Origin of the sequence: Halorubrum sp. ASP1 (assembly GCF_005435135.1) — an archaeon.
In the GTDB taxonomy this organism is placed as follows: domain Archaea; phylum Halobacteriota; class Halobacteria; order Halobacteriales; family Haloferacaceae; genus Halorubrum; species Halorubrum tropicale.
Genome location: NZ_SGUA01000011.1, coordinates 58,742 through 83,030, shown reverse-complemented (window position 1 = coordinate 83,030; position 24,289 = coordinate 58,742). Strand labels below are relative to the sequence as shown.

26 protein-coding genes are annotated in these 24,289 nt (G+C 71.6%); 10 read left to right on the top strand and 16 right to left on the bottom strand.

Annotation, left to right across the window (positions count from 1 at the left end; genetic code table 11):
- Together EXE48_RS15110 and EXE48_RS15105 are read left to right on the top strand one after the other, a co-directional pair.
- Positions 1 to 747, top strand: a complete 747-nt coding sequence (locus tag EXE48_RS15110) for an ABC transporter permease (protein WP_053770772.1) — start codon at positions 1 to 3, stop codon at positions 745 to 747.
- Between the two features lie 22 nt (positions 748 to 769).
- Positions 770 to 1,522 carry an ABC transporter ATP-binding protein gene (locus tag EXE48_RS15105; protein ID WP_053770771.1) on the top strand — a complete coding sequence of 251 codons (753 nt, stop codon included), beginning with the start codon at positions 770 to 772 and terminating at the stop codon, positions 1,520 to 1,522.
- A gap of 247 nt (positions 1,523 to 1,769) precedes the next feature.
- On the opposite strand, the gene EXE48_RS15100 is transcribed toward EXE48_RS15105, so the two are convergent.
- The 3 genes from EXE48_RS15100 to EXE48_RS15090 all read right to left on the bottom strand — a co-directional run bounded on the left by EXE48_RS15100 (position 1,770) and on the right by EXE48_RS15090 (position 3,550).
- The gene (locus EXE48_RS15100; RefSeq protein WP_121600198.1) at positions 1,770 to 2,321 is read right to left on the bottom strand and encodes an HIT family protein; all 552 of its coding nucleotides are present in this window, start codon (positions 2,319 to 2,321) and stop codon (positions 1,770 to 1,772) included.
- Positions 2,321 to 3,229, bottom strand: coding sequence for a type II methionyl aminopeptidase (gene map / locus EXE48_RS15095; protein ID WP_137705452.1), 909 nt, complete (start codon positions 3,227 to 3,229; stop codon positions 2,321 to 2,323). Before map ends, EXE48_RS15100 begins: the two co-directional genes overlap by 1 nt.
- Before the next feature lie 84 nt (positions 3,230 to 3,313).
- Positions 3,314 to 3,550, bottom strand: a complete 237-nt coding sequence (locus EXE48_RS15090) for a DUF2249 domain-containing protein (RefSeq protein ID WP_137711962.1) — start codon at positions 3,548 to 3,550, stop codon at positions 3,314 to 3,316.
- A gap of 130 nt (positions 3,551 to 3,680) precedes the next feature.
- On the opposite strand from EXE48_RS15090, the gene EXE48_RS15085 reads away from it, so the two are divergent.
- Positions 3,681 to 4,004, top strand: coding sequence for a CGCGG family putative rSAM-modified RiPP protein (locus tag EXE48_RS15085; protein ID WP_137705450.1), 324 nt, complete (start codon positions 3,681 to 3,683; stop codon positions 4,002 to 4,004).
- A 27-nt stretch (positions 4,005 to 4,031) separates the two neighbouring features.
- On the opposite strand, the gene EXE48_RS15080 is transcribed toward EXE48_RS15085, so the two are convergent.
- A complete protein-coding gene (locus EXE48_RS15080) occupies positions 4,032 to 6,083 on the bottom strand; it encodes a histidine kinase N-terminal 7TM domain-containing protein (protein WP_137705449.1) in 2,052 nt (683 codons plus the stop codon).
- 74 nt (positions 6,084 to 6,157) lie between these two features.
- Between EXE48_RS15080 and bcp the strand changes: the two genes are divergently transcribed.
- Positions 6,158 to 6,625: a thioredoxin-dependent thiol peroxidase gene (gene bcp / locus EXE48_RS15075; protein ID WP_053770765.1), complete on the top strand. Its 468-nt coding sequence runs from the start codon at positions 6,158 to 6,160 to the stop codon at positions 6,623 to 6,625.
- 78 nt (positions 6,626 to 6,703) lie between these two features.
- A complete protein-coding gene (locus tag EXE48_RS15070) occupies positions 6,704 to 7,870 on the top strand; it encodes a hypothetical protein (RefSeq protein WP_137711961.1) in 1,167 nt (388 codons plus the stop codon).
- 105 nt (positions 7,871 to 7,975) lie between these two features.
- Here the strand turns inward: EXE48_RS15070 and EXE48_RS15065 are convergent, their stop codons facing one another.
- The 3 genes from EXE48_RS15065 to EXE48_RS15055 all read right to left on the bottom strand — a co-directional run bounded on the left by EXE48_RS15065 (position 7,976) and on the right by EXE48_RS15055 (position 11,382).
- Positions 7,976 to 8,890: a DMT family transporter gene (locus tag EXE48_RS15065; RefSeq protein ID WP_053770763.1), complete on the bottom strand. Its 915-nt coding sequence runs from the start codon at positions 8,888 to 8,890 to the stop codon at positions 7,976 to 7,978.
- Between the two features lie 96 nt (positions 8,891 to 8,986).
- The gene (gene idsA3 / locus EXE48_RS15060) at positions 8,987 to 10,033 is read right to left on the bottom strand and encodes a geranylfarnesyl diphosphate synthase (RefSeq protein ID WP_053770762.1); all 1,047 of its coding nucleotides are present in this window, start codon (positions 10,031 to 10,033) and stop codon (positions 8,987 to 8,989) included.
- A complete protein-coding gene (locus EXE48_RS15055; protein WP_053770990.1) occupies positions 10,030 to 11,382 on the bottom strand; it encodes a ribonuclease J in 1,353 nt (450 codons plus the stop codon). The genes idsA3 and EXE48_RS15055 overlap by 4 nt, the downstream gene beginning before the upstream one ends.
- Positions 11,383 to 11,667: 285 nt before the next feature.
- Here EXE48_RS15055 and EXE48_RS15050 point away from each other — a divergent pair, with 285 nt between their 5' ends.
- From EXE48_RS15050 to EXE48_RS15035, 4 genes are all read left to right on the top strand, one after another.
- Complete coding sequence (locus tag EXE48_RS15050; protein ID WP_137711960.1) at positions 11,668 to 12,369, top strand: hypothetical protein; 702 nt, start codon at positions 11,668 to 11,670, stop codon at positions 12,367 to 12,369.
- Positions 12,366 to 13,655, top strand: coding sequence for a twin-arginine translocation signal domain-containing protein (locus EXE48_RS15045; RefSeq protein WP_137711959.1), 1,290 nt, complete (start codon positions 12,366 to 12,368; stop codon positions 13,653 to 13,655). Before EXE48_RS15050 ends, EXE48_RS15045 begins: the two co-directional genes overlap by 4 nt.
- Positions 13,656 to 13,756: 101 nt before the next feature.
- Positions 13,757 to 13,999 (top strand): LSM domain-containing protein, encoded by a 243-nt coding sequence (locus EXE48_RS15040; RefSeq protein ID WP_053770759.1) that lies wholly within the window; start codon positions 13,757 to 13,759, stop codon positions 13,997 to 13,999.
- Entirely contained in the window at positions 13,996 to 14,172 is a 177-nt protein-coding gene (locus EXE48_RS15035) for a 50S ribosomal protein L37e (RefSeq protein ID WP_053770758.1), read from the top strand. The genes EXE48_RS15040 and EXE48_RS15035 overlap by 4 nt, the downstream gene beginning before the upstream one ends.
- A gap of 437 nt (positions 14,173 to 14,609) precedes the next feature.
- Here the strand turns inward: EXE48_RS15035 and EXE48_RS15030 are convergent, their stop codons facing one another.
- Genes EXE48_RS15030 through EXE48_RS15015 form a run of 4 tightly spaced genes read right to left on the bottom strand, consistent with a single transcriptional unit; the run spans position 14,610 to position 18,545 of the window.
- A complete protein-coding gene (locus EXE48_RS15030) occupies positions 14,610 to 15,668 on the bottom strand; it encodes a deoxyhypusine synthase (RefSeq protein WP_053770757.1) in 1,059 nt (352 codons plus the stop codon).
- Between the two features lie 39 nt (positions 15,669 to 15,707).
- Positions 15,708 to 15,992, bottom strand: coding sequence for a ubiquitin-like small modifier protein 1 (locus EXE48_RS15025; protein WP_137705445.1), 285 nt, complete (start codon positions 15,990 to 15,992; stop codon positions 15,708 to 15,710).
- Positions 15,993 to 16,014: 22 nt separating this feature from the next.
- Positions 16,015 to 17,283, bottom strand: a complete 1,269-nt coding sequence (locus EXE48_RS15020) for a cation:proton antiporter regulatory subunit (protein ID WP_137705444.1) — start codon at positions 17,281 to 17,283, stop codon at positions 16,015 to 16,017.
- Positions 17,280 to 18,545 carry a potassium channel family protein gene (locus EXE48_RS15015; RefSeq protein WP_053770754.1) on the bottom strand — a complete coding sequence of 422 codons (1,266 nt, stop codon included), beginning with the start codon at positions 18,543 to 18,545 and terminating at the stop codon, positions 17,280 to 17,282. The genes EXE48_RS15020 and EXE48_RS15015 overlap by 4 nt, the downstream gene beginning before the upstream one ends.
- A gap of 152 nt (positions 18,546 to 18,697) precedes the next feature.
- On the opposite strand from EXE48_RS15015, the gene EXE48_RS15010 reads away from it, so the two are divergent.
- Entirely contained in the window at positions 18,698 to 19,873 is a 1,176-nt protein-coding gene (locus EXE48_RS15010; RefSeq protein WP_121600188.1) for an NAD-binding protein, read from the top strand.
- Positions 19,874 to 19,889: 16 nt separating this feature from the next.
- Here the strand turns inward: EXE48_RS15010 and EXE48_RS15005 are convergent, their stop codons facing one another.
- The 5 genes from EXE48_RS15005 to EXE48_RS14985 all read right to left on the bottom strand — a co-directional run bounded on the left by EXE48_RS15005 (position 19,890) and on the right by EXE48_RS14985 (position 24,288).
- Positions 19,890 to 20,525 (bottom strand): uracil-DNA glycosylase, encoded by a 636-nt coding sequence (locus EXE48_RS15005; RefSeq protein ID WP_137711958.1) that lies wholly within the window; start codon positions 20,523 to 20,525, stop codon positions 19,890 to 19,892.
- Between the two features lie 125 nt (positions 20,526 to 20,650).
- A complete protein-coding gene (locus EXE48_RS15000) occupies positions 20,651 to 20,878 on the bottom strand; it encodes a helix-turn-helix domain-containing protein (protein WP_053770751.1) in 228 nt (75 codons plus the stop codon).
- 263 nt (positions 20,879 to 21,141) lie between these two features.
- Positions 21,142 to 22,971 carry an FAD-binding protein gene (locus EXE48_RS14995; RefSeq protein ID WP_137705441.1) on the bottom strand — a complete coding sequence of 610 codons (1,830 nt, stop codon included), beginning with the start codon at positions 22,969 to 22,971 and terminating at the stop codon, positions 21,142 to 21,144.
- Positions 22,972 to 23,024: 53 nt separating this feature from the next.
- Positions 23,025 to 23,909: a succinate dehydrogenase/fumarate reductase iron-sulfur subunit gene (locus EXE48_RS14990; RefSeq protein ID WP_053770749.1), complete on the bottom strand. Its 885-nt coding sequence runs from the start codon at positions 23,907 to 23,909 to the stop codon at positions 23,025 to 23,027.
- 7 nt (positions 23,910 to 23,916) lie between these two features.
- On the bottom strand, positions 23,917 to 24,288 hold the full coding sequence (locus EXE48_RS14985; protein WP_004596874.1) for a succinate dehydrogenase hydrophobic membrane anchor subunit: 372 nt from the start codon (positions 24,286 to 24,288) through the stop codon (positions 23,917 to 23,919).
- Position 24,289 lies beyond the last annotated feature (1 nt).

Here is a 24,289-nt window from a genome sequence, read left to right as displayed (position 1 = left end):
GTGCCGTTCGAAGCGACCGTCCAGTCGGTCCCAGCGCTGCTCGACGCCGCGCGGCCCGCGGCGTCGCTCCTCGGCGTCTCGTTCAGGGACGGGTACGTCGGGAGCGTCATCGCCGTCTCGCTGTACGTGAGCCTGACCGCGGTGGCGCTGAGCACGCTCGTCAGCGTGCCGGCCGCCGTCGCCATCGGGCTCACGGAGTTCCCCGGCAAGGGGTTCGTGAAGTCGGTGGTCAACACCGGGATGGGGTTCCCCAGCGTGGTCGTGGGGCTCGTCGTGCTGTTCGCGGTCTCGAACCAGGGGCCGCTCGGCTCGCTGGAGCTGATCTTCACCCGCGAGGCGATGATCATGTCGCAGTTCGTCCTCGCGACGCCGCCGATCACGGCGATCAGCCTCGCCGCCGTGAGCGGCGTCGACGACGGGGTCCGCGACGCGGCCCGCGTCCTCGGCGGGACGCGCGTCGACGTGGCGCTCGTCGTGATCAAGGAGGCGCGGTACGGGATCGCGACCGCGGTGCTGGCCGGCTTCGGCCGCGCGATCAGCGAGGTCGGCTCGGTGCTCATCGTCGGCGGGAACATCACGAGCGCGGACGGCATCTCGAAGACGCGCACCCTGACGACGGCGATCCAGCTCGAGGCGCGGCAGGGGCAGTACGAGACCGCCATGGTGCTCGGCGCCGTCCTCGTCGCGCTCGTGTTGACGGTCAACGCGATCGTCGTCCGCTTCGGCGACCGGGGGGTGGCGGGCTGATGCCCCGGGAGGTGACGGACTGATGCTCCGCGCGAACGACGTGTCGCACGCGTACGGTGACGAGCCCGTGTTCCGCGACCTCACGATCGACGTCGACGCGGGCGAAGTCGTCGCGGTGATCGGCCCCTCCGGCGTCGGCAAGACCACGCTGCTCCGGACGCTCGCGTTCTCGCTGGAGCCGGACGAGGGGACCGTCGCGCTCGACGGGACCGACGCGTGGGCGGTCGACGATTCGGAGCGCCTCGCGCTGCGGCGCCGCGTCGGGATGGTGTTTCAGGAGGCGAGCCTCTTCAGCGGGTCGGTCGCGCGCAACGTCGAGTACGGGCTCCGCGTCCGACGCTCGTGGGCCGACCGGCTCACTTCGGCCCTCCGCCTGAACGACGCCACCGACGCGGTCGAGGAGTCCTTGGCGGTCGTGGGGCTCGAAGACGAGATCGACCAGCCGGCCGACGCGCTGTCGGGCGGCGAGGCCCAGCGCGTGTCGTTCGCCCGGGCGCTGGCGTACGACCCCGACGTCCTGCTGCTCGACGAGCCGACCTCGGACCTGGACCCGCGGAACACGGCGGTCATCGAGGAGGCGATCGGCGAGGCGAAGTCGCGGGGGATCGGGGTCGCGCTCGCGACCCACGACATGCACCAGGCCGAGCGCGTCGCGGACCGCGTCGCGGTGCTGCTCGACGACGGTATCACGGAGGTGGGGCCGACCGAAGCCATCTTCGAGGACCCCGAGAAGGAGCGCACCCGGAAGTTCATCTCGGGCGAGTTGGTGTACTAATGAATCCCGAGTGAAGGCGGGACCCGAGTCGAAGCCGGCGATCTGAGATAGATGAACGACGACGCTGCGGTCAACATTCCAAAGTCCCGCCTCGCACCGCTCCGCACAGCACCTCACGCCTCCCCAGCCTCGTCGGACCGGCGCGGCTGCGCCGGTCCGACTCCCTCGCGCGTGCGATTCGCGCCCGCTGGGCGCCCATCGGCACGCGCCACCGCGCCGGTGATTATGAGTAATCGACGCCGCCGGCTCAGACGTCGAAGTCGAGTTCGACCGCGTCGCCCGCGTCGGCGTCTCCCGAATCGACGACGTGCTCGCCGGCCGCGAACCCGTCGTGGAGGTGGTCGTAGGTGCGCTCTATCGCCTCCACGATCACCTTCGTGTCGCCGGTGACGGGCATGAAGTTCGTGTCGCCGCTCCAGCGCGGGACGACGTGGGTGTGGAGGTGGTCGATCGAGCCGCCCGCGGCGTCGCCGCCGAGGTTCTGCCCGGTGTTGACGCCGTCGGGGTCCATGTCACGTCGCAGCGCTGCGAGCGTCGCCGCCTTCAGCCGCGCGTGATCGAGGAGGGCCGCGTCGTCGAGGTCGGTCGGGTCCTCGACGTGTGCGTCGGGGATCACCATCGCGTGGCCGGGGTTGTACGGCGCGTTGTTCAGGATGACGTAGTTGCGCTCGCTCCGGGCGACGATCCGCGCCTCGCGGGCGTCCTCGCGCTCGGGCAGGACGCAGAACGGGCAGCCGTCGATCGGGTCAGCGTCGCGCTCGACCCACTCGATCCGCCACGGCGCGAAGATCCGGTCCATCAGTCGTCGAAGCCGTGGATCCCCGCGGTCGTCACCTCGACGCCGTCCTCGGTGATCAAGAGAGTGTGTTCCGCCTGGCTCACTAAGGCGTCGTCGTCCTCCTTCAGGACGGGGTACCCCTTGATCGCGTTCGCCTGCTTGAGGCGGCGCAGCGCCATCTCGGCGCGGTCGGTCTCCAGCCACCGCGCCGCGAACGGGAGGTCGTCGAACCCCTCGATCTCTTGGAGGGCCTGTCGGGCGCGGCGGTCTCGCACGCTCGCGGAGCCCTGCTGCTCGAAGATCTCCTCGTCGGTCCCCTCGCCGACCTTTCCGCGGCCGTCGGTGGCGAACGGCTCGATCGCGACCGCCTGCCCGGGCTCCAGTTCGACCGAGCGGTCGACGCCGCGGTTCGGCACCGTGGGGCCGGTGTGAGCGTCGTACCGCTCGACGCCGTGGCCGGAGAGGTTGAGCACCGGCGTGTAGCCGTACCCGCGGATCACGTCCTCGATCGCCTGTCCCACGACGCCGACCTCGACGCCCGGGCCGGCCTCGTCGAGCGCGGCCTCCAGGGCCATCTCGGCGGCCTCGACGAGCTCCGGAGTGCCGGTGTGGTCGACCGTCACCGCGGCGTCGGCGATGTAGCCGTCGACGTGGACGCCGACGTCGAGACACACCATCTCCTCGCCGAACGCCGCCTCGTCGTCGCGGCTCGGAGTGGCGTGGGACGCCTCGGGGTCGACGCTGATGTTCACCGGGAAGGCGAGACCGGCCCCCTGCTCGCGGACGAAGTCCTCCGTCCACTCGGCGACTTCGAGGTGGGTCCGGCCCGGTTCGACCATCTCGCGGGCCTCGTTCATCGCCTCGACCAGCACCGCGCCGGCCTCGCGGTAGCTCTTGACCGCGTCCTCGTCCAGAGGTCCGTGACTCATGGACGCGGGTTCGGCGACCGCGCGCAAAGAGGTTGCGGAGAGCGGTCGACGCCGCGGGAGCCGAACCGGCCAGCCGGCCGGGGCTCAGGGGCGCGTGATCTCGACGTGCCACTCGTCGTCGGCGAGGTTCGCCGTCTCGTGTTCGAACCCGCGCTCCGCCAGCACGTCGTACAGCGGCACCGGCTCGAAGCCGTTCACCAGACAGAGCGACTCCCCCTCGTCGAGGCCGTCGAGCGCGGCCACGACGTCGCCGAACGGCTCGCCGTCTATCTCGCGGGCGTCCAGCCGCTCGTCCGCGTCGTCGAACGGGTCGGGGCTCACGGCTGGGTCGTCGGGTCCCGCGGCGATGTAACTCCTCCCGAAATCGTTCGGGAGGGACCGTCGAGCGCCGGGACGCCGCTCGAACATGTTCGCTCGAAGACGGACGGTGCTCGAGCGCTTGAGACGAGACATGTCGAGCACACCGTCCGACCCCGACGACGAACACGACCACGGCGCCGACCCGGTGACCGACCGCGTCCACGAGAACTCCTGGTCCGCGAACCTCGAAGGCCCGGAACACGCCGCGGACCGCGACCTACTCGTGCGACAGACGATCGACGCGGTCGAGCACACGGCCGCGGGCAACCGCGTCAACCTCGTCGCCCACGGCGACCACGGCCACCCGGAGAAGTACCTCTCCGGGGCGCTGGAGTCGGCGTTCGGCGACGCCGTCGACATAGGGTACGTCGAGCAGTGCGGCTGCGGCGGCCACGTCGTCCGCGGCCACGTCTGAGCGGGAACGCCGCGGTGGCGGGCGGGCCTACTCCCTCGCCTCGGCCGCCCGGGGGAGCCACATCCGGACCACCGTGCCGGTCGGCTCGCGCGTGTCGATCTCCATGTCGCCGCCGGACTCCGTGACGATCCAGTGGACGAGCCAGAGGCCGAGCCCGCTCGCGTGTTCGAGCGCCGTCTCCCGCGCCTCGGAGAACACCGTCCGCTCGACCGGCGGGATCCCCGGGCCGTCGTCGGCCACGTCGAGCCGGAACCGGTCGCCGTCGGCGACGACGGTCGCCTCGACGCGGGGGTCGTCGCCGTCGTTGTGGACGACGGCGTTCTCCAGCACGTTCCGCACCGCCGACTCCAAGAGCTCGTCGGCGGAGACGCGGGCCGACTCGGGGACGGACACCGTCACCGTCGCCTCGGGGAACGACGACGACAGCGACGCGCAGAGCCGCTCGACCAGCTCCGAGAGGTCGATCTCGGCCCGCCCCGCGTCGCTGTGGAGCGCGACGTCGATCTCCCGGGCCTGGTCGCTGAGGTGCGTCAGCGTCCGCACCTTCCGGTCGATGATGTCGAGGTACGGGTCGCCCTCCTCGTCGACGTGGTCGCGGAGCAGGTCCGCGTAGCCGCCGATGACGTTTGTGTCGTTCTTCAGGTCGTGTCGCAGCACGCGGTTCAACACCTGAAGCCGCTGTTCGTACCGCCGGGCGTCCGTCACGTCGGTCGCGGTGATGACCACCTCGCCCGCGTCGGCGAACAGCCGCTCGATCACGGTCTCGAACCGCCGCCAGCTCCCGTCGGCGCGCGCGATCCGGTGCGTGAGCGACTGCGGCTCGGCGCTGTCGAAGGCGCGCTCGAAGGCCTGTTGCGCCTCGCGCCGGTCCTCGGGGTGGACGAGGTCGATGATCGGTCGGCCCTCGATCTCCGTCGGCCGGTGGCCGAGCAGCCGCTCTATCGACGGGCTCACGTAGCGGAGCAGGCCGTCATCGCCGCAGACCGCGATCGCGTTGGGCGACTTCTCGATGAGCGCGCGGTAGCGACGCTGGAGCGTCTCCCGCTCGGTGACGTCGCGGAACAGCAGGACGGTCCCCCCGCGAGTCGTCCCCGGCCCGGTGATGTCGTGGACGTCGACCGTCAGGAACCGCGGCGCACTGTCGCCGTCGAGCGTCACGCGGAACTCGTCGTCGGCCGCCGAGTCCGTCACCGCGTCGGCGACCGCGGGGACGTCGTCGAACGCCTCGTCGGCCCGGGCGCCGAGCGCTGCGTCCGGGAACAGCGCCTCCGCCGGGTCGTTGGTGTCGACCACGCGGCCGTCGGCGTCGCAGACGACGACGCCGTCCGAGAGGTTCGCGAACACCGCGTCGCGGGCGATCGGCGAGACGTCGAGGAGCCGGTACCGGAACACGACCCACGCCAAGAGCGCCGAGGTGCCGCTGAAGGCGATGGGGGTGAAGTCGACGAACCCGGCGTCCGGACCGACGACGCCCGCGATGCCGGCCGCGCTGAGCGCCATCGGCGCGACGGCGGCGACGAAGAGGACGGCCGCCTGCCGGCGGAACACGCCGTCGCGGGAGACCGTCGCGTAGCCGAGGACCGCGAACGTGAACAGGTTGACCGCGTAGGTGTAGCCGACGAACCCGAGCAGCGCCGGCGTCGGCGTGTAGCTGAGGACGCGGTACCCGCCGGCGTCGACGAGGGAGGGATCGGCGTAGAAGAGCGGGTCGACGCCGGCCGTCCAGACGGCGACCGCGACCGCGACGGGGACGATCCAGAGGAGCGCGAACCGGCGACGACCGAGCCACGCGGTCCGGTCGACGTACGAGAGGACGAACGCCGGCCACGCGACCGCCAGGCCGGCGGAGCCGAGCCAGACGAAGCGGTTGAAAAACAGCGTGGGCCCGAGCGCCGTCGCCGACAGCTGGGCCGCGTACGCCAGCGACCAGACGCCGGCGGCGACCGCGACGGCGACGAAGCTCCACAGGAGGGCGTGCCCGCCGCGCGACCGGTTGGCGGCCCCGTAGGCGGCGAACCCGAACGACGCGACGGCCGCGAGGAGGAGCGGGGCCGTGTACGGCGTCGGTTGCCACGCCATCGATACCGGTAGGATGCGAGTATCCGGTAAAAAGGGACCGAATCGCCTAACCCCTTCGAGACGGGCAGATACGTATGCTCGAACCGGGCGACTCCGCACCCGAGATCACGCTCACCGACCACCGCGGCGAGACCGTCACCGTCGACCCGACCGCGGCCGATCACACGGTGGTGTACTTCTACCCGCGGGCCGACACGCCCGGTTGCACCGACGAGGCGTGTGGCTTCCGCGACGAGTGGGACGCGTTCGAAGCGGAAGACGTCGCCGTCGTCGGGATCAGCGACGACCCCGTCGAGGACCTCGAACCGTTCGCCGCGAAGTACGACCTCCCCTTCACGCTCCTCTCTGACCCCGACGGCGCGGTGTCGAGCGCGTACGGCTCCTACGGCGAGAAGCAGATGTTCGGGAACACCTTCGACGGCGTGTTCCGGAACACGTACGTCCTCGACGACGAGGGAACAGTGGTCCTCGCGTACGAGGGGGTCTCCCCGGAGGACCACGCGGTCGAGATCATCGACGACGTCCGCGGGCTCGACGGCTGAGCGCCGGCCGGCACGGCACGAATCCACCGACGACCGCCACTCGGTAGTATTATTGCCTGTCAGGAGTCAGGTGAAACGATGCCCTCCAAGCGAACGTTCGCGAAGCGCATAGCGGCGCTCGCGGCGACCGGGCTGGGAGTCGGCGGACCGATCGACGCCCTGACCGAACCCCCAGCCGACGCGGCCCTCGCGATCGAATCGGCCGCGACCGGAGCCGGCGCGCCCGACGGCGATCCGGCGGACGACGTGGCGACGAGCGCCCGCGACCGCGCCGGCTCCTCCGGCCCCCGATCGGCGGTCGCCGCCGGCGCCTACGAGCCGGCCGCGGCCGCGTCGGGCGCCGTCGACACCGTCGTGACCGGCCGGGTCGACCCCGCGGTCCTGACGGCGACCGGCCTCCCGAGCGGGGTGGGGAGTCGACTCCGGCGGCTCCTCGGCCGGTACGAGAGCGCGTCGCTCGCCGACGTGCGGCAGGCGACCGGCGGCGCCGCCCTCACCGCGGACGGCCCGGAGGGGTGCGCCGCGGCGGTCGGCGACGTCGACGCGACCGCGCTCGCCGCCGAGCTCGACGCCGACCCAGCGGTGACCCGCGAGCCGGACGTCGGCTCCGGGTTCGCCCGGTTCCGGGCGGGAGCCCTCGGGTCGGCCGTCGCCGTGACCCCCGGTGAGGTCGTGGCCGCCTACGGCCCGACCGCCGCCGTCGCGGCGGCGCACCGCGACGCCGGAATCGGCGGGAGCGTCGGCGGCGGCGCCGGACGACGGGCGGGAGCGACCGCGAACTACGGCCCGCTCCCCTCGCTGCTCGGGGGCGACGCGACGGTGTGCGTCGACCTCGGACCGGACGCCTGCGGCCGCCTCCGCGACCTGCTCGCCGACGCGCCGGACGCGCTCCGCACCGCGGTCGACGCCTCCGGCGCGGTCGGGGCGTCGCTCCGCGTGACCGACGGCGGAGCGCCGGCGGAGAGGAGCGACGCGAACGGCGACGCGGGCGGCGACGAGACCGGAGACCCGGCCGTCGCGCTGCGGTACGGCGCGGTGGCGGACCCCCGACGCCTCGACCGGGAGACCGCCGAGGCGGTCGCGCAGGCCGCTCGCGAAGGAGAGACCGCCCTTTCCGACGCGGAAGTCACGCGACACGGGCGAACCGTGATCGTCGACGCCGCGGCCGAGCGCGACCTCTTCGCCGCCCACGCCTCGCTGTTCGGGGGGACCGTCGGCGACCCGATAGCGGTGGTCGACGCGTGAGCGACCCCGTCGACCGCCGGAATCCCGGCCGCGAGAGCGGCGCCACCGGTCCGGCGGAGCGCGGTGCGGCGCGGTGCGACGGACTGCGGTGGTAACGCCCTTCTCTCAGCCCGGGAACCGGATCCCGGCGGCCGCGTCGGCTATCTCGCGGCGCTTCAGCAGGCCGAACCCGAGGACGATGACGACGAAGCCCGCGACCGTGTACGGCGTTACCGGCTCGGCGAGCAGCAGGGCGCCCGCGACGGTGGCCACGATCGGAACGACGTACGAGACGAGGTTGATCTCGAAGGGGCCGAGCCGGTCGAGCAGCGTGAAGTAGATGGTGTACGCCACCGCGGAGGAGAGCAGCCCGAGGAACCCCAGCGAGAGGAGCGCGGGCGGGGCGGCGGCCGGGAGCCGCTGGCTCTCCCCGATGCCGAGGCTGAGCGCGTGGATGGCGAGCGCGCCGAACCCCATCGCCCACCCGGTGAGCGCGACGCTCGTGAACGACGTCTCGACGGTTCGGAGGCCGACGCTACCGACCGCGACGGCGATGACCCCGATCGCGATCAGCCCGACGCCGACCGCGACGCCCCCGCCGAGGTTCGCGGGGTCCGGCTGCGCGACGAGCCCCACGCCGAGGAACGCTAAGACGACCCCCACAGCACCGCGACGATCGAGGTCGGCGCCGCCGATCCACAGGGCTGCGACCGCCGCGGTCGCGATGGGCACGAGGCTGTAGGTGATGGAGGCGATGCCGCTCGTCGTGTACTGCTGGCCGACGAACAGCAGGGCGTTGTTCGCGGCCACGGAGAGCCCGCCGCTGAACCCGATCGCGGCGAGGTCGCCGCGCGTCCGCGGGAACGGGTCGTCCTGCGTGACCAGCACGTACGACAGCAGCGCGAGCGCCGCCACGTCGAACCGGTACGCGGCGTACAGCACGGGCGGGTAGTAGTCGAGGCCGACCTCGATGGCGACGAAGGAGCCGCCCCAAAGCAGTGCGAGGGTGAAAAACAGGAGGACGTTCCGGTACCGTGACACGGCCGACCGAACGGGGGCCGCTGGTAAAGCGGTGTCCGTCCCGGCCCGGACCGCCGGTGCCGGGTCCCCGGACGGGACCGGCCGCCGGCGCTCGGCTCAGTAGCCGCGGACGATGAGGTAGTCCGCGAGGTCTTCGAGCAGGCCGCGCGAGCCGCTCTCGGGCAGCAGTTCGAGGTGCTCTTTCGACCGCGCCGTGAGCTCCTCAGCGGTGTCGCGGGCGTACTCGATGGATCCGACCTCCTCCAACGCGGCGACCGCGTCGTCGATGGCCGCCTCGGTCACCTCGGCGGGCGTGTCGGCGTCGACGAGGCCGTCGACGTCGACGCCCTGCTGGCGGGCGTGGAGCGTGATGAGCGTCTCCTTCCCCTCGACGAGGTCGGAGCCGCGCTGCTTGCCGAGGTCCTCGGAGGGGACCGTCAGGTCGAGCACGTCGTCCTGGATCTGGAACGCGCGGCCGGAGTCGATCCCGTACTGGTAGAGCGCGTCGACCACGTCCTCGTCGGCGCCGAGCAGGAGGGCGGGCGTCGCCGCGGACGCGCCGTACAGCACCGCCGTCTTCAGCTCGACCATCTCCAGGTACTCGTCCGGGAGGATGTCGTCGCGGTTCTCGAAGGCGACGTCGAGCGCCTGGCCCTCGCAGATCTCGGTACAGGTCGACGCGAGCATCCGCATCGCTTCGAGCCCGTGCTGCGGGTCCGCGCCCGTCTCCGTCATGAACTCGAACGCCTTCGAGTAGAGCGTGTCCCCGGCGAGGATCGCCGTCGAGACGTCGTACGCCTCGTGGACCGCGGGGACGCCGCGCCGCAGGTCGTCCTCGTCCATGATGTCGTCGTGGATCAGCGTGAACGACTGGATCACCTCGATGGCGACCGCGGCCCGCATCACGTCGACGTCGTCGCCGTCGAGCGACGGGAACGCGCGGAAGTCGGCGCCCATCGGCTCGGTCCCGGTGACCGCCTCCGCGGCCAGCGTGGTCACCGTCGGGCGGAGCCGCTTGCCGCCGGCTTCGAGGATGTATCGGGTCGCCTCGTACAGCCGCTCCGGTTCCTGGACCGGCAGCTCCTCGTCGATAGCGGCGTTGACGAGTTCACGCCGCTCGCGGATGGCGTCGAGCACCCGCGCCTCCTTCGTCTCGCTCGTCATTCGACGAGCTGGATGGTGGACCCGTTCTGCGTGACGTGCACGTCGCGTCCGAGCTTGTACCCCTGCGAGGTCGCGAGGTCGACGTACGGCGAGCGCCCCTCCAGCGTCTGGTGGCCCGGGATGAGGTGCTGGGGCTGGAGCGCCTGCAGCATCTCGTAGTGGCCCTCCTCGCGGAGGTGGCCGGAGACGTGGATGTCGTCGTAGAGGCGCGCGCCCTGCATCCGGAGCAGCTGTTCGCTCTGGTAGCGCTGGCCCTCGTTGGTGGGCTCCGGGATGACGCTGGCGCTGAAGACGATCTTGTCGCCGTCGTCGATTTCGTACGGCGTCTCGCCGCGGCCCATGCGGGTGAGCATCGCGCGGGGCTCGCCCTGGTGGCCCGTCACGATGGGGAGGAAGTTGCCCTTCCCCTCCTTCATGATCCGCTTGAACGCGCGGTCGACCGACTTCCGGTGGCCGTACATGCCGACGTCGCCCTGGAAGTCGACGAAGTCGAGCCGCTCGGCCGTGCCGGAGTACTTCTCCATCGAGCGGCCGAGCAGGACCGGCTGGCGGCCGATCTCGCGGGCGTACTCGACGAGGGTCTTCACGCGGGCGATGTGGGAGGAGAACGTGGTGGCGACGATGCCGCCCGAGTAGTCCTCCATCGACTTCAGCGTGTCCTCGACGTGCTTCTTCGCGTACGACTCGGAGGGAGTCCGGCCCTTCCGGCCGGCGTTCGTACAGTCCTCGATGTACGCGAGGACGCCCTCGTCCTGGCGGCCGATCTCGCGGAACCGCTCCATGTCGATCGGGTCGCCGATGACGGGGTCGTGGTCCAGGCGCTTGTCGAGGCCGTAGACGACCGCCCCCTCGGGCGTGTGGAGGACCGGGTTGATCGCGTCGATGATCGAGTGGGTGACGTTGACGAACTCCAGTTCGACCTGCTCGGAGTCGCCGATCGCCATCGACGCGCCCGGCTTCATCTTCACGAGGTCGTTGTCGACCTGGAACTTGCCCTCGTCTTCGATCTGCTGGCGGACCAGCTCGATCGTGTACGGCGCCGAGACGATCGGGGCGTCGTAGCGGTGGGCGAGCTTCGGGATCCCCGCGATGTGGTCGAGGTGACCGTGGGTGGGGACGATCGCCTGAACGTCGCCCTCAAGTTCGCTCATGACCCGGTCGTCCGGGATGGCGCCCATGTCGATCAGGTCGAGGCTGTGCATGCTCTCGGTCTCCACGTTGTCGTGGATGAGGACCTTACTGAGGTTCAGGCCCATGTCGAAGATGACGATGTCCTCGCCCGCGCGGACCGCCGTCATCTGTCGACCGACCTCTTCGTAACCGCCGAGTGTCGCAATTTCGATTTCCATGGTGTGTTCGTGTCTGACGCCGTGGTCGGCGCCGGTCACTGAAACCCCGCAAGGAGCCGTCGGCGCACCGTCGTACCGCGCGTCGTTGAGGCCCCGCTACGGCCGAGTCGTCGCGACTCACCGTGTCCCGCGGGAGTGTGGTACCTCGGCGTACTCTCGCCCACGTTAAAAACTCCCGGGTTCGGCCCCGCGACGGTGGTTCGCGTCCGAACGGGGGCTCGGCGGTCCGACGCGGGAGGGTCGCGTCCCACAAAGCGTTTCACGCAGTCGGGCGAATCACCGCCGATGTCCGAGGTTTCCCGCCGCCGAGTCCTCCTCGCGGCCGCGTCAGGGATCGCCGCCCTGGCCGGCTGCGCCGGCAGCGAGACCGCGTCGAACAGCTACCCGACCACCGGTCCGCCGCTGGAGAACGTCGAGGTCGAGCGCGTCCGCGACGAGGACGGCGGCGCGCTCGTCGCCGACGGCGAGACGGTGCTCACGCTGTCGACCGACGAGCGCGCGGTCCAACGGCGGACCACGTCGCGAGTGTTGACCTCCGACGGCGATCGCTCCGCGCTCGCCTTCGCCGAGACCCCGCCGGCCGAGCGGCTCCGCGAGTTCTGCGCCGCCACCGACTTCGCGTCCTCGTCGGTGTCGCTCCACACGATGCCGGTCGAGGCGTGTCGCGAGGTCCGGTTCCGGTCGGTGCGCGTCGAGCGCGGGCCGCTGGCCGAGGGCGACCTCCAGCCGCACGTCGACTTCTGTCGCGCGTATCGCCCGGCCGACGTCGACTGCGAGCGCGACGCGATCCACGCCGTCGGGTTCGCGATCCGGATGCCGGTCGCGGCCGAGCGGTCGCGCGGGAGCGGCCGGAGCATGGCCGGCTCCTGCGGGACCGGACGGCGCCCGGCCGCGTTCAACGCGTCGAGAGCGACCGACGGCTCGGACCCGACCGGCGCGTCGACCGCGTTCGACTCATCGGCCGAGGCCGGGGGTGAGGGCTCGTGACCCGCGATTCCCGGTCGCGCCGAGGCTTCCTCGCGGGGCTCGCAACGGCCGGCGCAGCGGCGGTCGCGGGCTGTGCCGCCTCGCCGCTCGCCGACGGTGAGACGAATCGCGGCGAGGCGACCGCGGTGCCGCCGGGCCTCGTCGATGCGGTCGAGTGGCCCCCCGCGCCGTTCCCGGCGACCGTCCCCGATTCCCTCGCGGCGGCTCACCAGTCGCGCGCCCGCGACCTGCTCGACGCCGTCCCCGCGGAGCCGTCGCTCCCGAACGCGGCGGTCGCGGCGGCGATCGCGGACGACAGGGCGCGGGCGGTCGAGCGGGTCGACGCGGAGCCGACCGACCCGTGGCCGACCGAGGCCCTCGCCGCGCGGCGGCGCGCCCGCGGAACGGCGGCGACGGTCCGCGGCGCCTACCGGGCGGCCACCGGCGTCGACGAGAGTGCCGACCTCGCCGCTCGCCGCCGCACAGTCCGCGAGGACCGGGCGGCGCTCGCGGCCGGCCTGGAGTACCGCGCCGAGTCGACGGCGGCGGCGGCGCTCGCGTACGAGCCGGTCGAGTCGCTGCTCGCGGCGTGCGCGCGGCACCTCGTTCCGACCGTCCGGTACCCGGACGACCCGGTCGCGGCGCCGTTCCGTGCCGGCGACGCGGTCGGCGACGTCGAGCGGGCGCGGGCCGCCGCCACCGACGCCGCGGGCCTCCGCGACGCGTTTCACGGAGACCGCGAGGGGATCGACCCGCAGTGGGCGTCGCTGGTCGCGGCCGCGGAGACGCTGGACGGCTCCGTGCGCCGGACGCGCGCGGAAGTGCGTCGACGCACCGGCGACGAGGCGGTCCCGACCGACGAGGACCTGAGCGGGACCGTGGCTCAGGAGCTGGCGGTCGCGACCGAGCGGCGGACGGCGTCGGCGGTCAGAGGCGTCGAGCGGGCGTCCGACGACGGGAACTACGCCACCGCGGTGATCGAAGCCGGGACCGCGCTGGCGACGGTGGAGGCGCGGCGGCGGGCCGTCGGGGCGATCCGCGACGGCGGCCACCGGAACCCGCCGTCGGAGTCGTCGCTCCGGTCGGCCGCGGAGCGGGCGCGCGAGGCCGTCGCGGCGGTCGACGGCGGCGACCCGCTCGCGGCGCGGTTCGTCCGCCCGGCGCTGGCCTCGCTCGGACGCGTCACCGACGAGGTCGACGCCGGGTACGCCGACCCGAGACGGACCCAGGCGGAGCTGACGTACGCGGCCCTGTACGCGCGGGCGGTCCCGCCGGCGACCGCGTTCGTGCGCGAGCGACTGGGGTGAGTGCTGGGCCGAGAGGGGCGGGCCCGCGGTCGTGTCAAACCGACCGGCCTCGGGGGCTCCGTCCCGGTATTTTTATTACCGCGACGGGCGGCGATCCGACAATGAGTGGACGACCCCTCGACGTGCTCGAAGCGTCGCTCGAGGAGCCCGTGACGGTACACCTGAAGGACGGGACGACCTACTACGGCGTCCTCGGCGGCTACGACCAGCACATGAACGTCGTCATCGAGCCCGAAGCCGACGTGGACGACCGCGTCGACGGCGACCTCGACGGCGAGTTCGCGGTCGCGATCGAAGACACAACGATTATACGCGGCGATAACGTCGTCACCATCAAAGCATGACCGGCGCAGGTACGCCCTCTCAGGGAAAGAAGAACAAGACGGTCCACGTGAAGTGTCGACGCTGCGGTGAGAAGTCCTACCACGTCAAAAAGGAGCGCTGCTCCTCGTGCGGCTTCGGCGAGTCCGCATCCCGGCGCGACTACGCCTGGCAGTCGAAGAACGGCGACAACTGAACCGGCGTCTCTTCGGTTTCTTCTCGCTTTCGCTCGCGTAGCTGTGCGTGTAACGGTCGCTCATTTATAACTGAGTGCTGACGGATCGGCGGTGAACGCTGCCAAAGCCCCGGCCGCGAGGACGGCGCAGGCGACGTAAGCACTGGAAGGAGCGAACGGAGTGAGCGACTGAAGCGCGCAACGAGCGTGCGCCGTCCTCGCGACTGCCCCTTTGAGTCCCGCCCCGCACAGCACCGCGCTTCACACCTCCCCAGCCTCGCGGCTCCCTCCGCTTCGCTCCGGTCGCCGCGTCCAGCGAGAATCGAAGATTCTCTGGCAGCCGGCGCTACGCGCCGGCGACCTCGCGCGTGCGACCCGCGCCCTTCGGGCGCTCGTCGGCACGCGCCACCGCGGGTCGGTTTATAAACGGAGACGTGGTCGTGATCGAACCCGCGCCGCTACTCCACGCGCTCGCGGGCGGCGGCGACGAGCATCGGGAGCATCACCGTCGCGTCGCCGTGGACGGAGGCGTTGCGGGCGTCCTTCTCAAGCTTGCCCCACGAGCGCGCCTCGTCGAGGCTGGCACCGGAGAGCCCGCCGGTCGCCTCGGGGTCCATCGTGACCTGAACGGCGTAGTCGTAGGCGCGCGGCGTGACGAGCATCGTCTGGAGCGTGAAGTTCTTCGGGACGCCGCCGCCGACGAGCAGGCAGCCCGCGTCGTCGGCCTCGAACGCGAGGTCCGTCAGCTCGGTCATGTCCGCGAGGGCGTCGATGGTGAAGTCGGCCGTCTGGGCGTACATCCACGCCTGAAGCCCTAACACGGAGTCCTGGACCGCCGGGCAGTATATCGGCACGTCGTGCTCGTAGGCGGCGGCCGCGACGCCCGGCCCCTCGGGGACGTCGTCGCGCTCGTTGACCGCGGCGTTCGCGCGGCCGAGCTCGCGCGTGAGGTCGGCGATGGAGACGGCGCCGCTCCCCGCGTCGTCCGGGTCGGCCTCCAGCGCCGGGAACACCTCCTCGCGGAGGTGGCCCTCGAAGTCGGCGAAGTGCTCCTGCGGGAGGTAGACGTTGTAGATGCGGTCGACCCCCTCGTCGCGGAGCCCCTCGTCGTGCTCGCGCGGCGTCTTCTCGGGGTCGCGGGTGCGTCCGTGGTGGTGTTTCCCGCCGATGGCCTCGATGGCGTCGTGGGTGAGGTTCGCGCCCGTGGTCACCAGGGCGTCGACGTAACCGTCGCGGATCAGGTCCGCGACGATCCGGCGCATGCCGGCGGGGACCATCGCGCCCGCCAGCGAGAGGAAGACGGTGCAGTCGTCGTTGTCGAACATCTCCGCGAGCACGTCCCCGGCCTCGTTGACCGCGGCGGCACCGATCCCCGCGTCCCCGTAACCGTCGACGAGTTCGCTCACCGTCATCCCGGCGGCCGCGCGCGTGTGGCCGACCGGGTCCTCGTGGAACTCCTCGCGGTGCGGGTCGTGGCCGCCGTCGTCGCCGTGGTCGCCCTCGTCGCTGTCGGTCATGGCTCCGGATGGGGTCGGCGCGCGTTTGAAACGACCGATCTATCGGACGGAGCGGCCGCCGCTCACGGGCGGGAACAGCGCGAGCTCGTCGCCCGCCTCCAGCGTGGCGTCGAGCCCCTCGTCGTGGCGGACGCTCCGCCCGTTCCGAAGGACGTTGATGTGGTCCGCGACGGCGCCGTCTTCCATCACGCGGTCCCGCAGGTCGGGGTGTGCGTCAAGCAGCGCGTCGAGCGCGTCGCCGACCGTGTCGCCCGGCCCCGGGTCGACCGCCACCGTGCGGTCGCCCGCGATTTCCGCGAGGTCGGCGAACAGCTTCCACTCCATGCCGGATCCCCGCGCGGACGACTCAAGAGCGTTGCGTCCCGTCGGGGTCCGCGCCGCCGTCGTCTGTGTCGCCGGCGCCCCCGACCGCGGCGGCGGTCTCGAACCGCCGGATCGCGCCCGGGCGGCCGACGAGGTACACCAGGTCTCCGGCGCCGAAGACGTACGCTCGCGGCGGGATCGGCTCGACGGAGCCGCCCGCCGGTCGGACCGCGGCGACGACGGCCCCGACCTCCCCGACGGTGCTCCCGTCGAGCTCGCTGCCGGCCGCGACGGTGACGGAGGCCATGGTCTCGTCCGCGTTTCGCAGCAGGGAGGCGAACTCGCGGTCGGCCTGCGGCTCCGCGGGCAGCGTGACGAGCCGGTAGCCGCCCTCGTCGGTCAGCCGCTCGGCGTCCGACTCGTCGAGCGCGACCGTGACGGCGTCGCCGGCGACGCCGCGCAGCTCGCCGGTCGCGACCCGCTCCGGCTCGGGGTCGTCGCGCCACAGCTGGACCGTGTCGCCGACGGTGGCGTTGTTCGGGGGATCCGCGGCGACGGCGACCGCGGCCGACCCCGGCGCGAGCGTCGGGCCGAGCCCGGCGGCGCGGGAGCCGACCGCGAAGTACCCCACGGTCCCGTCCGGTCCGAGGTCGGCGTCGACGTAGCCGACCCCGTACTCGTCTTTGAGCCGGGCGATGAGCCGCTCGCGGAGCTCGGTCTCGGAGAGCTTCCGCGGGAACAGCAGGGTCGTCTCCGCGAGCTCCGCCTTCTTGTCCGCCGAGACCGGGTCGTACGTGTCCATGTCGCGTATCTCGTCGACCGACGGGAGCGTCACCGCCGTGAAGCGCCCGACCGCGCGGACGATACCGCTCAGCTCGCCGTCGAGCTGTTTGGCGCCGGAGAGCGCGAACACGTCGACCGCGAGCCGGTCGCCGGCGTACCGGCCGACGGGCGCGGTCACCGCCGCCACGCCGAGCGAGACGAGGTTGAAGAAGACGCTCTCGGGCGCCAGCAGGGCGGGATTGTCGCCGACCGCCACCGACCCCAGCGAGGTCGTGTTGAGGTACAGCGCGACGACCGAGACGCCGAGGAGCCAGGTCACCCCCTCCGGGATCTCCGTGCGGAAGTACCAGCGGTAAGCCAGGGCGGCGCCGGCCGCGACGATCACGGCGACGACCGCGAACGTGACGAGCGTGACCGCCGCCTGCCGCGGGCGGGCGAAGCCGACGTCGACCGCCCCGACGGCGAGGCCGCTCGCGGCGACGCCGGCGTCGAAGCCAGCGGCGACCGCGGCCGACCCGGCGGGACTCACGCGGCCACCCCCGCGAACCGGTCGAGCGCGTCGCGGCTCCCGACGACGAACAGGTCGTCGCCCGCTGACAGCGACTGCGAGCCGTCCGGCGCGACCGTCCACGTCTCGTGGCGCGCCGCGAGGACGGCCACGTCGTACGCCTCGCGGACCTCGGCCTCGCCGATCGTGTGGCCGTCGAGCGGGCCGTCGGCGACCACCGAGACCTTCCGGAACCGCTTCCCGGCGCGACGCAGCAGGGCCGTGAGCTCGTACTCGCGACGGGTGCCCCGCGACAGCACCAGCACGCGCCCGCGGTCGGCCCGGAGGAGCGCCGTCGCCTCCGAGCGGTCGAGCGCGAGCGTGACGCGCCCCTCGCCGCCGGTCGTCGTGGGCGCGGTCGCCGCGGGGGGCGCGGCGACGGCCGCCTCGCCGCCGTCCGTCCGGGCGTCGTCGTCCGGGTCCGGGTCGTCGCCCGCGGCGGCGGGCGTCGACGCGGCGGCGGCCCCGGGCTCCGGCTCCCCGCTCGACCGGGCGGCGATCACGGCGCCCTCGGCGTCGAGGTCCGGGGTTATCACGCGGACGATGTCGCCGCGGGCGATGCCGGTCGGGACCAGCGCCGACACGGACACCGCGCGCTTCCCGGCGGGCACCCGCTTCGAGAGCGCGCCGGTCGGCGGCGCGGCCGACACCGTCGCGCGCGCCTGTTCGTCGATCCGCACGGCCACGTCGGCGAGGTCCAGCTCGGTCCGGAGCCGCTCCGCGAACCGGCTTTCGAGCTCCGCGAGCGGGAGGTCGGCGGGGAACGTCCAGTCGCCGTCGACGATCGCGCGGCGCGTGTCCGTCGGCAGCGGCGGGTACCCCTCCATGTCGTCCACCTCGCCGCTCACCTCGACGGAGACGCGGCCGCGGCCGCCGACCAGTTCGATCACGTCGGTCGAGAGCGTCCGGTCGCGGAGCTGTTTGAGCGAGATCCGCTTGGGGACACTGGCGCCGAGCTTGTCCCCCTGCGCGTGGGCGTACATCGAGAGCATGAGCACCACGACGATCGCCGTCAGGATCGCCGGCGCGCGCTCCGAGGACCGGATCGTCTCGTCGTTGAGCGCGAGCAGCCCGCCGTTGACGCCGGCGATGGCGAGCGACAGCACGACCACCCCGAGCCCTGGAATCGTCACGTCCGTGACGTACTTGAACACGAACCCGAGGGCCCCGGCCACCAGCGCGGGGACGATCCCGGTGATGACGCCGAGGTAGACGCCGAAGACGATCTCGACGGGCAGCGACATGGGCCACCCAACCGCCGGCGGGGTTAAACGTGTGTCGGCGCGCCGATCCGGGCGGGTCGCGGGGGCGCCGCGGGCGACCGCCGTTCCCGCCGGCGGCGAGCGGGTCGGACCGGCCTCGCGGGGTTTAAGTTGGGTCTCGGCGACCCGGGGATATGGAGCTGACCCGGGACTGGGTTACCGTCCGCGCGTCGATCGCGTTGACGTTCGGGGTCGCGATCCTCTCCATCCTCGCCGGGCTCGCGCAGATCGGCGGGCTCGGCGTCGACGGCCCGCTCGCCCCGTACGTCGGCGGCGTCGTCCGGCAGACGGTCGGGTTCACCGGGACGATCACCGGCTTCGCGATGTTCGCGAGCGGGTTCGCGCTGCGGGACGGGTACCGGGTGGGGTGGTACTCCACGGCGGTGCTGCTGCCGCTGACGGCGCTTCAAGGGCTGTTACAGGCGTCCGTCCTGTCGTTCCCGCTCGTGGCGCTGTCGGTCCTGTCCGCGCCGACGCTCGTGATCAACCGGGGGCGGTTCGACCGGCGGTTCAGCCCCTCGCCCACGCAGTTGGCCGCGGGCGCGGCGCTCGTCGGGGCGGTCGCGTACGGAACGGTCGGCTCGTACGCCCTCAGGGACCAGTTCGAGGGGATCGAGACGATCGTCGACGCGTTCTACTTCACCGTGGTCACGGCCTCGACCGTCGGGTACGGGGACGTCCACCCGGCGACCGGCCCGGCCTCCGACATCGCGCAGCTGTTCGCGCTCTCGTCGCTCGTGGTGAACGTCGCCGCCTTCGCGGTGGCGCTCGGGGTCCTCCTCACGCCCGCAATCGAGGCGCAGCTCTCCAAGGCGCTCGGGAAAATGACAGACAGACAGATAGACCTCCTCGACGACCACGTCCTCGTGTTAGGCTACGGGGACCTGACGGAACCGATCCTCGAAGAGCTCGACGCCCGCGACGGCGTCGAGTACGCGGTGGTGACGCCGGACGAAAACGTCGCCAGGCGGCTCACGGACCGCGACGTGCCCGTGTACACCGCCGACCCCAGCGACGTCGACCCGCTCGAACGGGTCAACGTCGCCGGGGCCCGCGCCGTCGTCGCCGCCACCGAGGACGACGCGCGCGACGCGCTCGCCATCCTCACCGCCCGCCAGCTCAACCCGGACGTGCGGATCGTCGCGGCGGCGACGCAGCGGGAGAACGTCGACAAGCTCCGCCGCGCCGGCGCCGATCAGGTCATCTCGCCGTCGACGCTCGGCGGGCACATCCTCGTCGACTGCGCGTTCGGCGCGGACAGCAAGGACGCGACCGAGGGGATCTTAGACGACGTCGACCTCGACGACTGAGGCCGGGCCGCGAAAGCTACCGGCTCCGCCGCCCCTTCGTCTGCCGGTAGTCCCGGCTCAACACGTTCTCGCGCATGTGGTCGCGGAAGGCGTCGGCCTCCTCGTCGGTCATCGCGGCCGGCTCGGTCATCGGCACGAGCTCGAACCCACGCCCGCGGATCGTCGTCGCGTGCTCCGCGTCGACGTCGAAGGAGTCCGGTCGGCGCGTCGTGTACTCGACGGCCAGCTCCCTGAGCGGCCGCTCGCCGACCGGCACGATGATCTGGGGGTTGATCATCCGGATCTCCGCGTTGAGGAACGGCTCGCAGGTGTCGACCTCGCGGTTGGTCGGCCCGCGCTCCGGGTGGCGACACCGCGTCAGGTTCGTGAAGAAGACGTTCTGTACGTCCGGCTCCGCGGCTCCCGGCGCGGACCGGACGAAGCCGAGGTCGGCGAAGATAGCCTGGACGCGCTCGCCGCCCCCCTCTCCGGTGAAGGGGACGCCGTTGCGCTCGGCGGCCGCCGTCGGCGCCGTCCCGACCACGAGGAACTCGGCGCCGACGTCGCCGTAGCCGTGGACGACGCGGTCGCGGGCGCCGCACAGCGCCTCGCAGTTCTCGCAGTCGGTGTCCATCGCGAACGGGTTCTCGAACTCCGTCTGGTTCGCGTCCACGGTCGACGTGGGCGCTCCGCCACCCTAAACGCTCCGCTGCGGCGGGGAGCGCGAAGGGAGAACAGCGACGTCGCGGGCCGGAGGTCGCGAGCCGGGGGGCCGCTCGGTCGGCGCCGCGGCCGCGGTCAGTTGGGGACGTAACAGTCGCCGTCGCAGTCGACGAGCCCCTCGTTGCGGAGGGTCTTCAGGATGCTGTACAGGGAGAGCTTCTTCATGCCGAGCGACTCGCCCATCTCCGAGACCGTGGCGTCGCCGTTCGTGGTCAGGTAGAGGTACACGAGTTTGGCGCGGGGCGACTGGAGCTCCCGGGGCAACGCCGGGGCGGCCGCGGACGCGGTTTCCGTCTCGATCATCTTGTCCGATCAGTGTAGTTCGACGATAATAAATCCCCTATTCAACGTTCGTCGAAATCGCCGGAAGGCACAGGAGAGCACGTCTTCCGCCGGTTCCCTCGGGGCTCGTGCGGGCAACGTCGATTAACGAACCGGAAATCGACGCGTATCGACGGCCGGTTTCGACCGTCGACGGATAGGAGACCGTGAACGATCCGGATCAATCGGGTGAAAGCGAGGGGATACCGAAGCGAGTCGCCGGCGGCCGCGCGTCGTTTGACGGCTCAGTACGAGCGGCTCTTCGGCTCGTACGTCTTGTTCTCGCCCTCGAGGACGACCGGCTTGTACCACAGCTCGGGCTCGCCGTCGTTCCACGAGATGAGCGTGTGCTTCAGCCAGTCCTCGTCTTTGCGCTCCTGGTGCTCCTTACGCCAGTGGGCGCCGCGGAACTCCTCGCGCGCGAGCGCGCCCATCGTGAGCGCCTCCGCAATGTCGAGGATGTTCCGCGTCTCGATGGTGTGGATGAGGTCGGTGTTGAACGTCCGCGACGGGTCCGACACCGCGACGTCCTTGTACGCCTCGCGGGCCTCGCGGAGGTCTTCGAGCGTCTCCTCCAACCGGCCCTCCTCGCGGAACACGTTGACGTTGGCCGTCATCGTCTCCTGGACGGCCGAGCGGATCTCCGCGTGGTTGCGCCCCTTCCGGGAGAGCAGCTCCTCGACGCGCTCCTGGGCCCGGTCGACGGCCGCTCCGAGGACGCTGTCGGCGTCGGTCGCCACGGCGCCGCCGTCGGCCGCTGCGGGCCCCGAGCCGCCGGTCTCGCCGACCTCGACGCCGAACTCGTAGTCGGCCGGCTGCCAGTCGCCCGAGCGGCCGGTCTCGATCTCGGCCTCGCCCATCTCCTCGCCGGCGGCGTGGCGGCCGGCGCGCTTGCCGAAGACGATGAGCTCCGGCAGCGCGTTCCCGCCGAGGCGGTTCGCGCCGTGGACGGAGGCGCAGGCGCACTCGCCGGCGGCGTACAGCCCGTCGATGACGGTCTCGCCGAACTCGTTCGTCTCGATACCGCCCATCGCGTAGTGCTGGCCGGGCTTGACCGGCATCGGCTCCGTGAGCCCGTCGGCGCCCTCGAAGTCCTCCGCGAGGTGGAGGATGTTCTCTAGGCGGTCGAGGATGCGCTCCTCGCCGAGGTGGCGCATGTCGAGGTGGACGTACTCGTCCTCGATGCCGCGCCCCTCGTTGACCTCGGTCAGCTCGGCGCGGGAGACCACGTCGCGGGAGGCCAGCTCGCCCGCGTTGTTCGCGTAGCCGTGCTCGAACATGAACCGCTCGCCCTCGCTGTTGTAGAGGATTCCCCCCTCGCCGCGGACGCCCTCGGAGATGAGGACGCCGGTCGACGGCAGCGTCGTCGGGTGGAACTGGATGAACTCCATGTCCTCCATCGGGACGCCCGCGCGGTACGCCATCGCGACGCCGTCGCCGGTGTTGGCGACCGCGTTCGTGGTGTGGTCGAACACCTGGCCCATCCCGCCGGTGGCGAGGATGACGCCGTCGTTGGCTTGGAACCCGCTGATCTCGCCGCTCTGGATGTCGTAGGCGACGACGCCGTGACAGGTCCGCTCGGCGGGGTCGTCCTCGTCGGTGACCGCCAGGTCCATCACGTGCCACTCGTCGTACACCGTGATCCCGCGTTTGACCACCTGCTCGTACATCGTGTGGAGCATCTGGTGGCCGGTCTCGGCGCCCGCGTACGTCGTCCGCGGGAAGGAGAGGCCGCCGAACGGCCGCTGGGAGACGCGGCCGTCGTCCTCGCGGGAGAACGGCATCCCCCAGTGTTCGAGGCGGATGACCTCCTCGGGGCTCTCTTGGCAGAGCGCCTCGACCGCGGGCGCGTCGCCGAGGTAGTCGGACCCCTTCATCGTGTCGTACGCGTGGTCCTCCCAGGAGTCGGCGTCGCGCAGCGCCGCGTTGATGCCGCCCTCTGCCGCGCCGGTGTGGGACCGGACGGGATGGAGCTTCGACACCATCGCCACGTCCGCGCCCGCTTCCTGTGCCGCGATCGCCGCCCGGAGTCCCGCCCCGCCGGCCCCGACGACGACGACGTCGTGTTCGTACATGGTTGGTATGTAATTTCGTAAGTTCCGGAGTCCCTTGATACTGTCTGTCGGGTTTACCAGAACTTCAGATTGTTTTTGACTGCCTCCCGCTTCAGCTCCTGGATGTGCTCGGTGAGGGGGATGTCCTTCGGGCACACCTCCGTACAGGAGAACTGGGTCTGACACCGCCAGACGCCGTGTTCCTGCTCGATGATCTCCAAGCGCTTCTGTTTCATCTCCTCGCCCTCGCGCTCGTCCATCGCGAACCGGTACGCCTTGTTGATCGCGGCCGGCCCGAGGTACTCGTTGTCTCCCGCGGCGATGTTACACGAGGACATGCACGCGCCACACCAGATACAGCGCGTGGACATCTTGATCTTCTCGCGGTTCGCCCGGTCCTGGCGCTGCTCTTCGAGCTCGCCGTCCGGGTACTCGTTCGTCTGGAAGTACGGCTCGACGGCCTCCATCTGGTCGTAGAAGTGCTCCATGTCGACGACGAGGTCCTTCGTCACCTCGGCGTGCGGGAGCGGCTCGACGCGGACCGGCTCTTCGAGGTCCGAGATCTGGGTCTTACACGCCAGCTTCTGCCCGCCGTTGACGAACATGGCGTCCGAGCCGCAGACGGCCTGCCGGCAGGAGTGCCGGAAGGTGAGCGAGGAGTCGTACGTGTCGCGCGCGTACATGAGCGCGTCGAGGACGGTCATCCCTTTCGTGAACGGGACGTGGAACGTGTCGAAGCGCGGCTCCTGTTTCCCCTCGACCTGCGGGTCGTAGCGGAACACCTTCAGCTCGACCGTGCTCTCGTCGGCGGCCGCCTTCTCCGCCTCCTCCTCCTGTCGCTGCTCGCGGCGCTCGGCCGCGCGACGTCGCTTCTCGGCGCGGCGCTCGTCGCCCTTCGAAGCGGGCTCCGTCTCGGTCTCGGTCGATTCCTCGGTCTGCTTCGGAATTTGCGTGCTCATTGTCGGTTCAGTAGAGTCCGATGCCCGCCCACGCGTTCGCGGTGCGGATTCCCTGCGCGATCAGCACGACGCTCGCGGCGACGAGCGTCCACTTGATCACGGTGCGTTTCGTGCCGGTGAGTCCCTGGTTCACCAGGGCGTTGTAGACGCCGTTGACCCCGTGGAACGTCGCGGTCACGAGGAAGAGGATCATCAGGGAGTAGTAGCTCAGCTGCTCCATCCGCGCGGAGCTGGCGAGGAACGACACCTCGTCGGCGTGGTGGACGAAGTGGAGCAGGAAGAAGTGGAACGCCAACACGACTAAGAGGAAGACCGCCGTGACCCGCTGGAGGAACCACATCCGGCCGCCCGACTGGAACGAGGAGTAGCGCTCTGCCATC

What these genes read in the sequence shown, in the direction of transcription:
- EXE48_RS15105 (WP_053770771.1), top strand. Translation starts at nt 770, where the DNA reads ATGCTCCGCGCGAACGACGTGTCGCACGCGTACGGTGACGAGCCCGTG.
- EXE48_RS15100 (WP_121600198.1), bottom strand. Translation starts at nt 2,321, where the DNA reads ATGGACCGGATCTTCGCGCCGTGGCGGATCGAGTGGGTCGAGCGCGAC.
- map (WP_137705452.1), bottom strand. Translation starts at nt 3,229, where the DNA reads ATGAGTCACGGACCTCTGGACGAGGACGCGGTCAAGAGCTACCGCGAG.
- EXE48_RS15085 (WP_137705450.1), top strand. Translation starts at nt 3,681, where the DNA reads ATGTCGAGCACACCGTCCGACCCCGACGACGAACACGACCACGGCGCC.
- EXE48_RS15080 (WP_137705449.1), bottom strand. Translation starts at nt 6,083, where the DNA reads ATGGCGTGGCAACCGACGCCGTACACGGCCCCGCTCCTCCTCGCGGCC.
- bcp (WP_053770765.1), top strand. Translation starts at nt 6,158, where the DNA reads ATGCTCGAACCGGGCGACTCCGCACCCGAGATCACGCTCACCGACCAC.
- EXE48_RS15070 (WP_137711961.1), top strand. Translation starts at nt 6,704, where the DNA reads ATGCCCTCCAAGCGAACGTTCGCGAAGCGCATAGCGGCGCTCGCGGCG.
- idsA3 (WP_053770762.1), bottom strand. Translation starts at nt 10,033, where the DNA reads ATGACGAGCGAGACGAAGGAGGCGCGGGTGCTCGACGCCATCCGCGAG.
- EXE48_RS15055 (WP_053770990.1), bottom strand. Translation starts at nt 11,382, where the DNA reads ATGGAAATCGAAATTGCGACACTCGGCGGTTACGAAGAGGTCGGTCGA.
- EXE48_RS15050 (WP_137711960.1), top strand. Translation starts at nt 11,668, where the DNA reads ATGTCCGAGGTTTCCCGCCGCCGAGTCCTCCTCGCGGCCGCGTCAGGG.
- EXE48_RS15040 (WP_053770759.1), top strand. Translation starts at nt 13,757, where the DNA reads ATGAGTGGACGACCCCTCGACGTGCTCGAAGCGTCGCTCGAGGAGCCC.
- EXE48_RS15035 (WP_053770758.1), top strand. Translation starts at nt 13,996, where the DNA reads ATGACCGGCGCAGGTACGCCCTCTCAGGGAAAGAAGAACAAGACGGTC.
- EXE48_RS15030 (WP_053770757.1), bottom strand. Translation starts at nt 15,668, where the DNA reads ATGACCGACAGCGACGAGGGCGACCACGGCGACGACGGCGGCCACGAC.
- EXE48_RS15025 (WP_137705445.1), bottom strand. Translation starts at nt 15,992, where the DNA reads ATGGAGTGGAAGCTGTTCGCCGACCTCGCGGAAATCGCGGGCGACCGC.
- EXE48_RS15015 (WP_053770754.1), bottom strand. Translation starts at nt 18,545, where the DNA reads ATGTCGCTGCCCGTCGAGATCGTCTTCGGCGTCTACCTCGGCGTCATC.
- EXE48_RS15010 (WP_121600188.1), top strand. Translation starts at nt 18,698, where the DNA reads ATGGAGCTGACCCGGGACTGGGTTACCGTCCGCGCGTCGATCGCGTTG.
- EXE48_RS15000 (WP_053770751.1), bottom strand. Translation starts at nt 20,878, where the DNA reads ATGATCGAGACGGAAACCGCGTCCGCGGCCGCCCCGGCGTTGCCCCGG.
- EXE48_RS14995 (WP_137705441.1), bottom strand. Translation starts at nt 22,971, where the DNA reads ATGTACGAACACGACGTCGTCGTCGTCGGGGCCGGCGGGGCGGGACTC.
- EXE48_RS14990 (WP_053770749.1), bottom strand. Translation starts at nt 23,909, where the DNA reads ATGAGCACGCAAATTCCGAAGCAGACCGAGGAATCGACCGAGACCGAG.
- EXE48_RS14985 (WP_004596874.1), bottom strand. Translation starts at nt 24,288, where the DNA reads ATGGCAGAGCGCTACTCCTCGTTCCAGTCGGGCGGCCGGATGTGGTTC.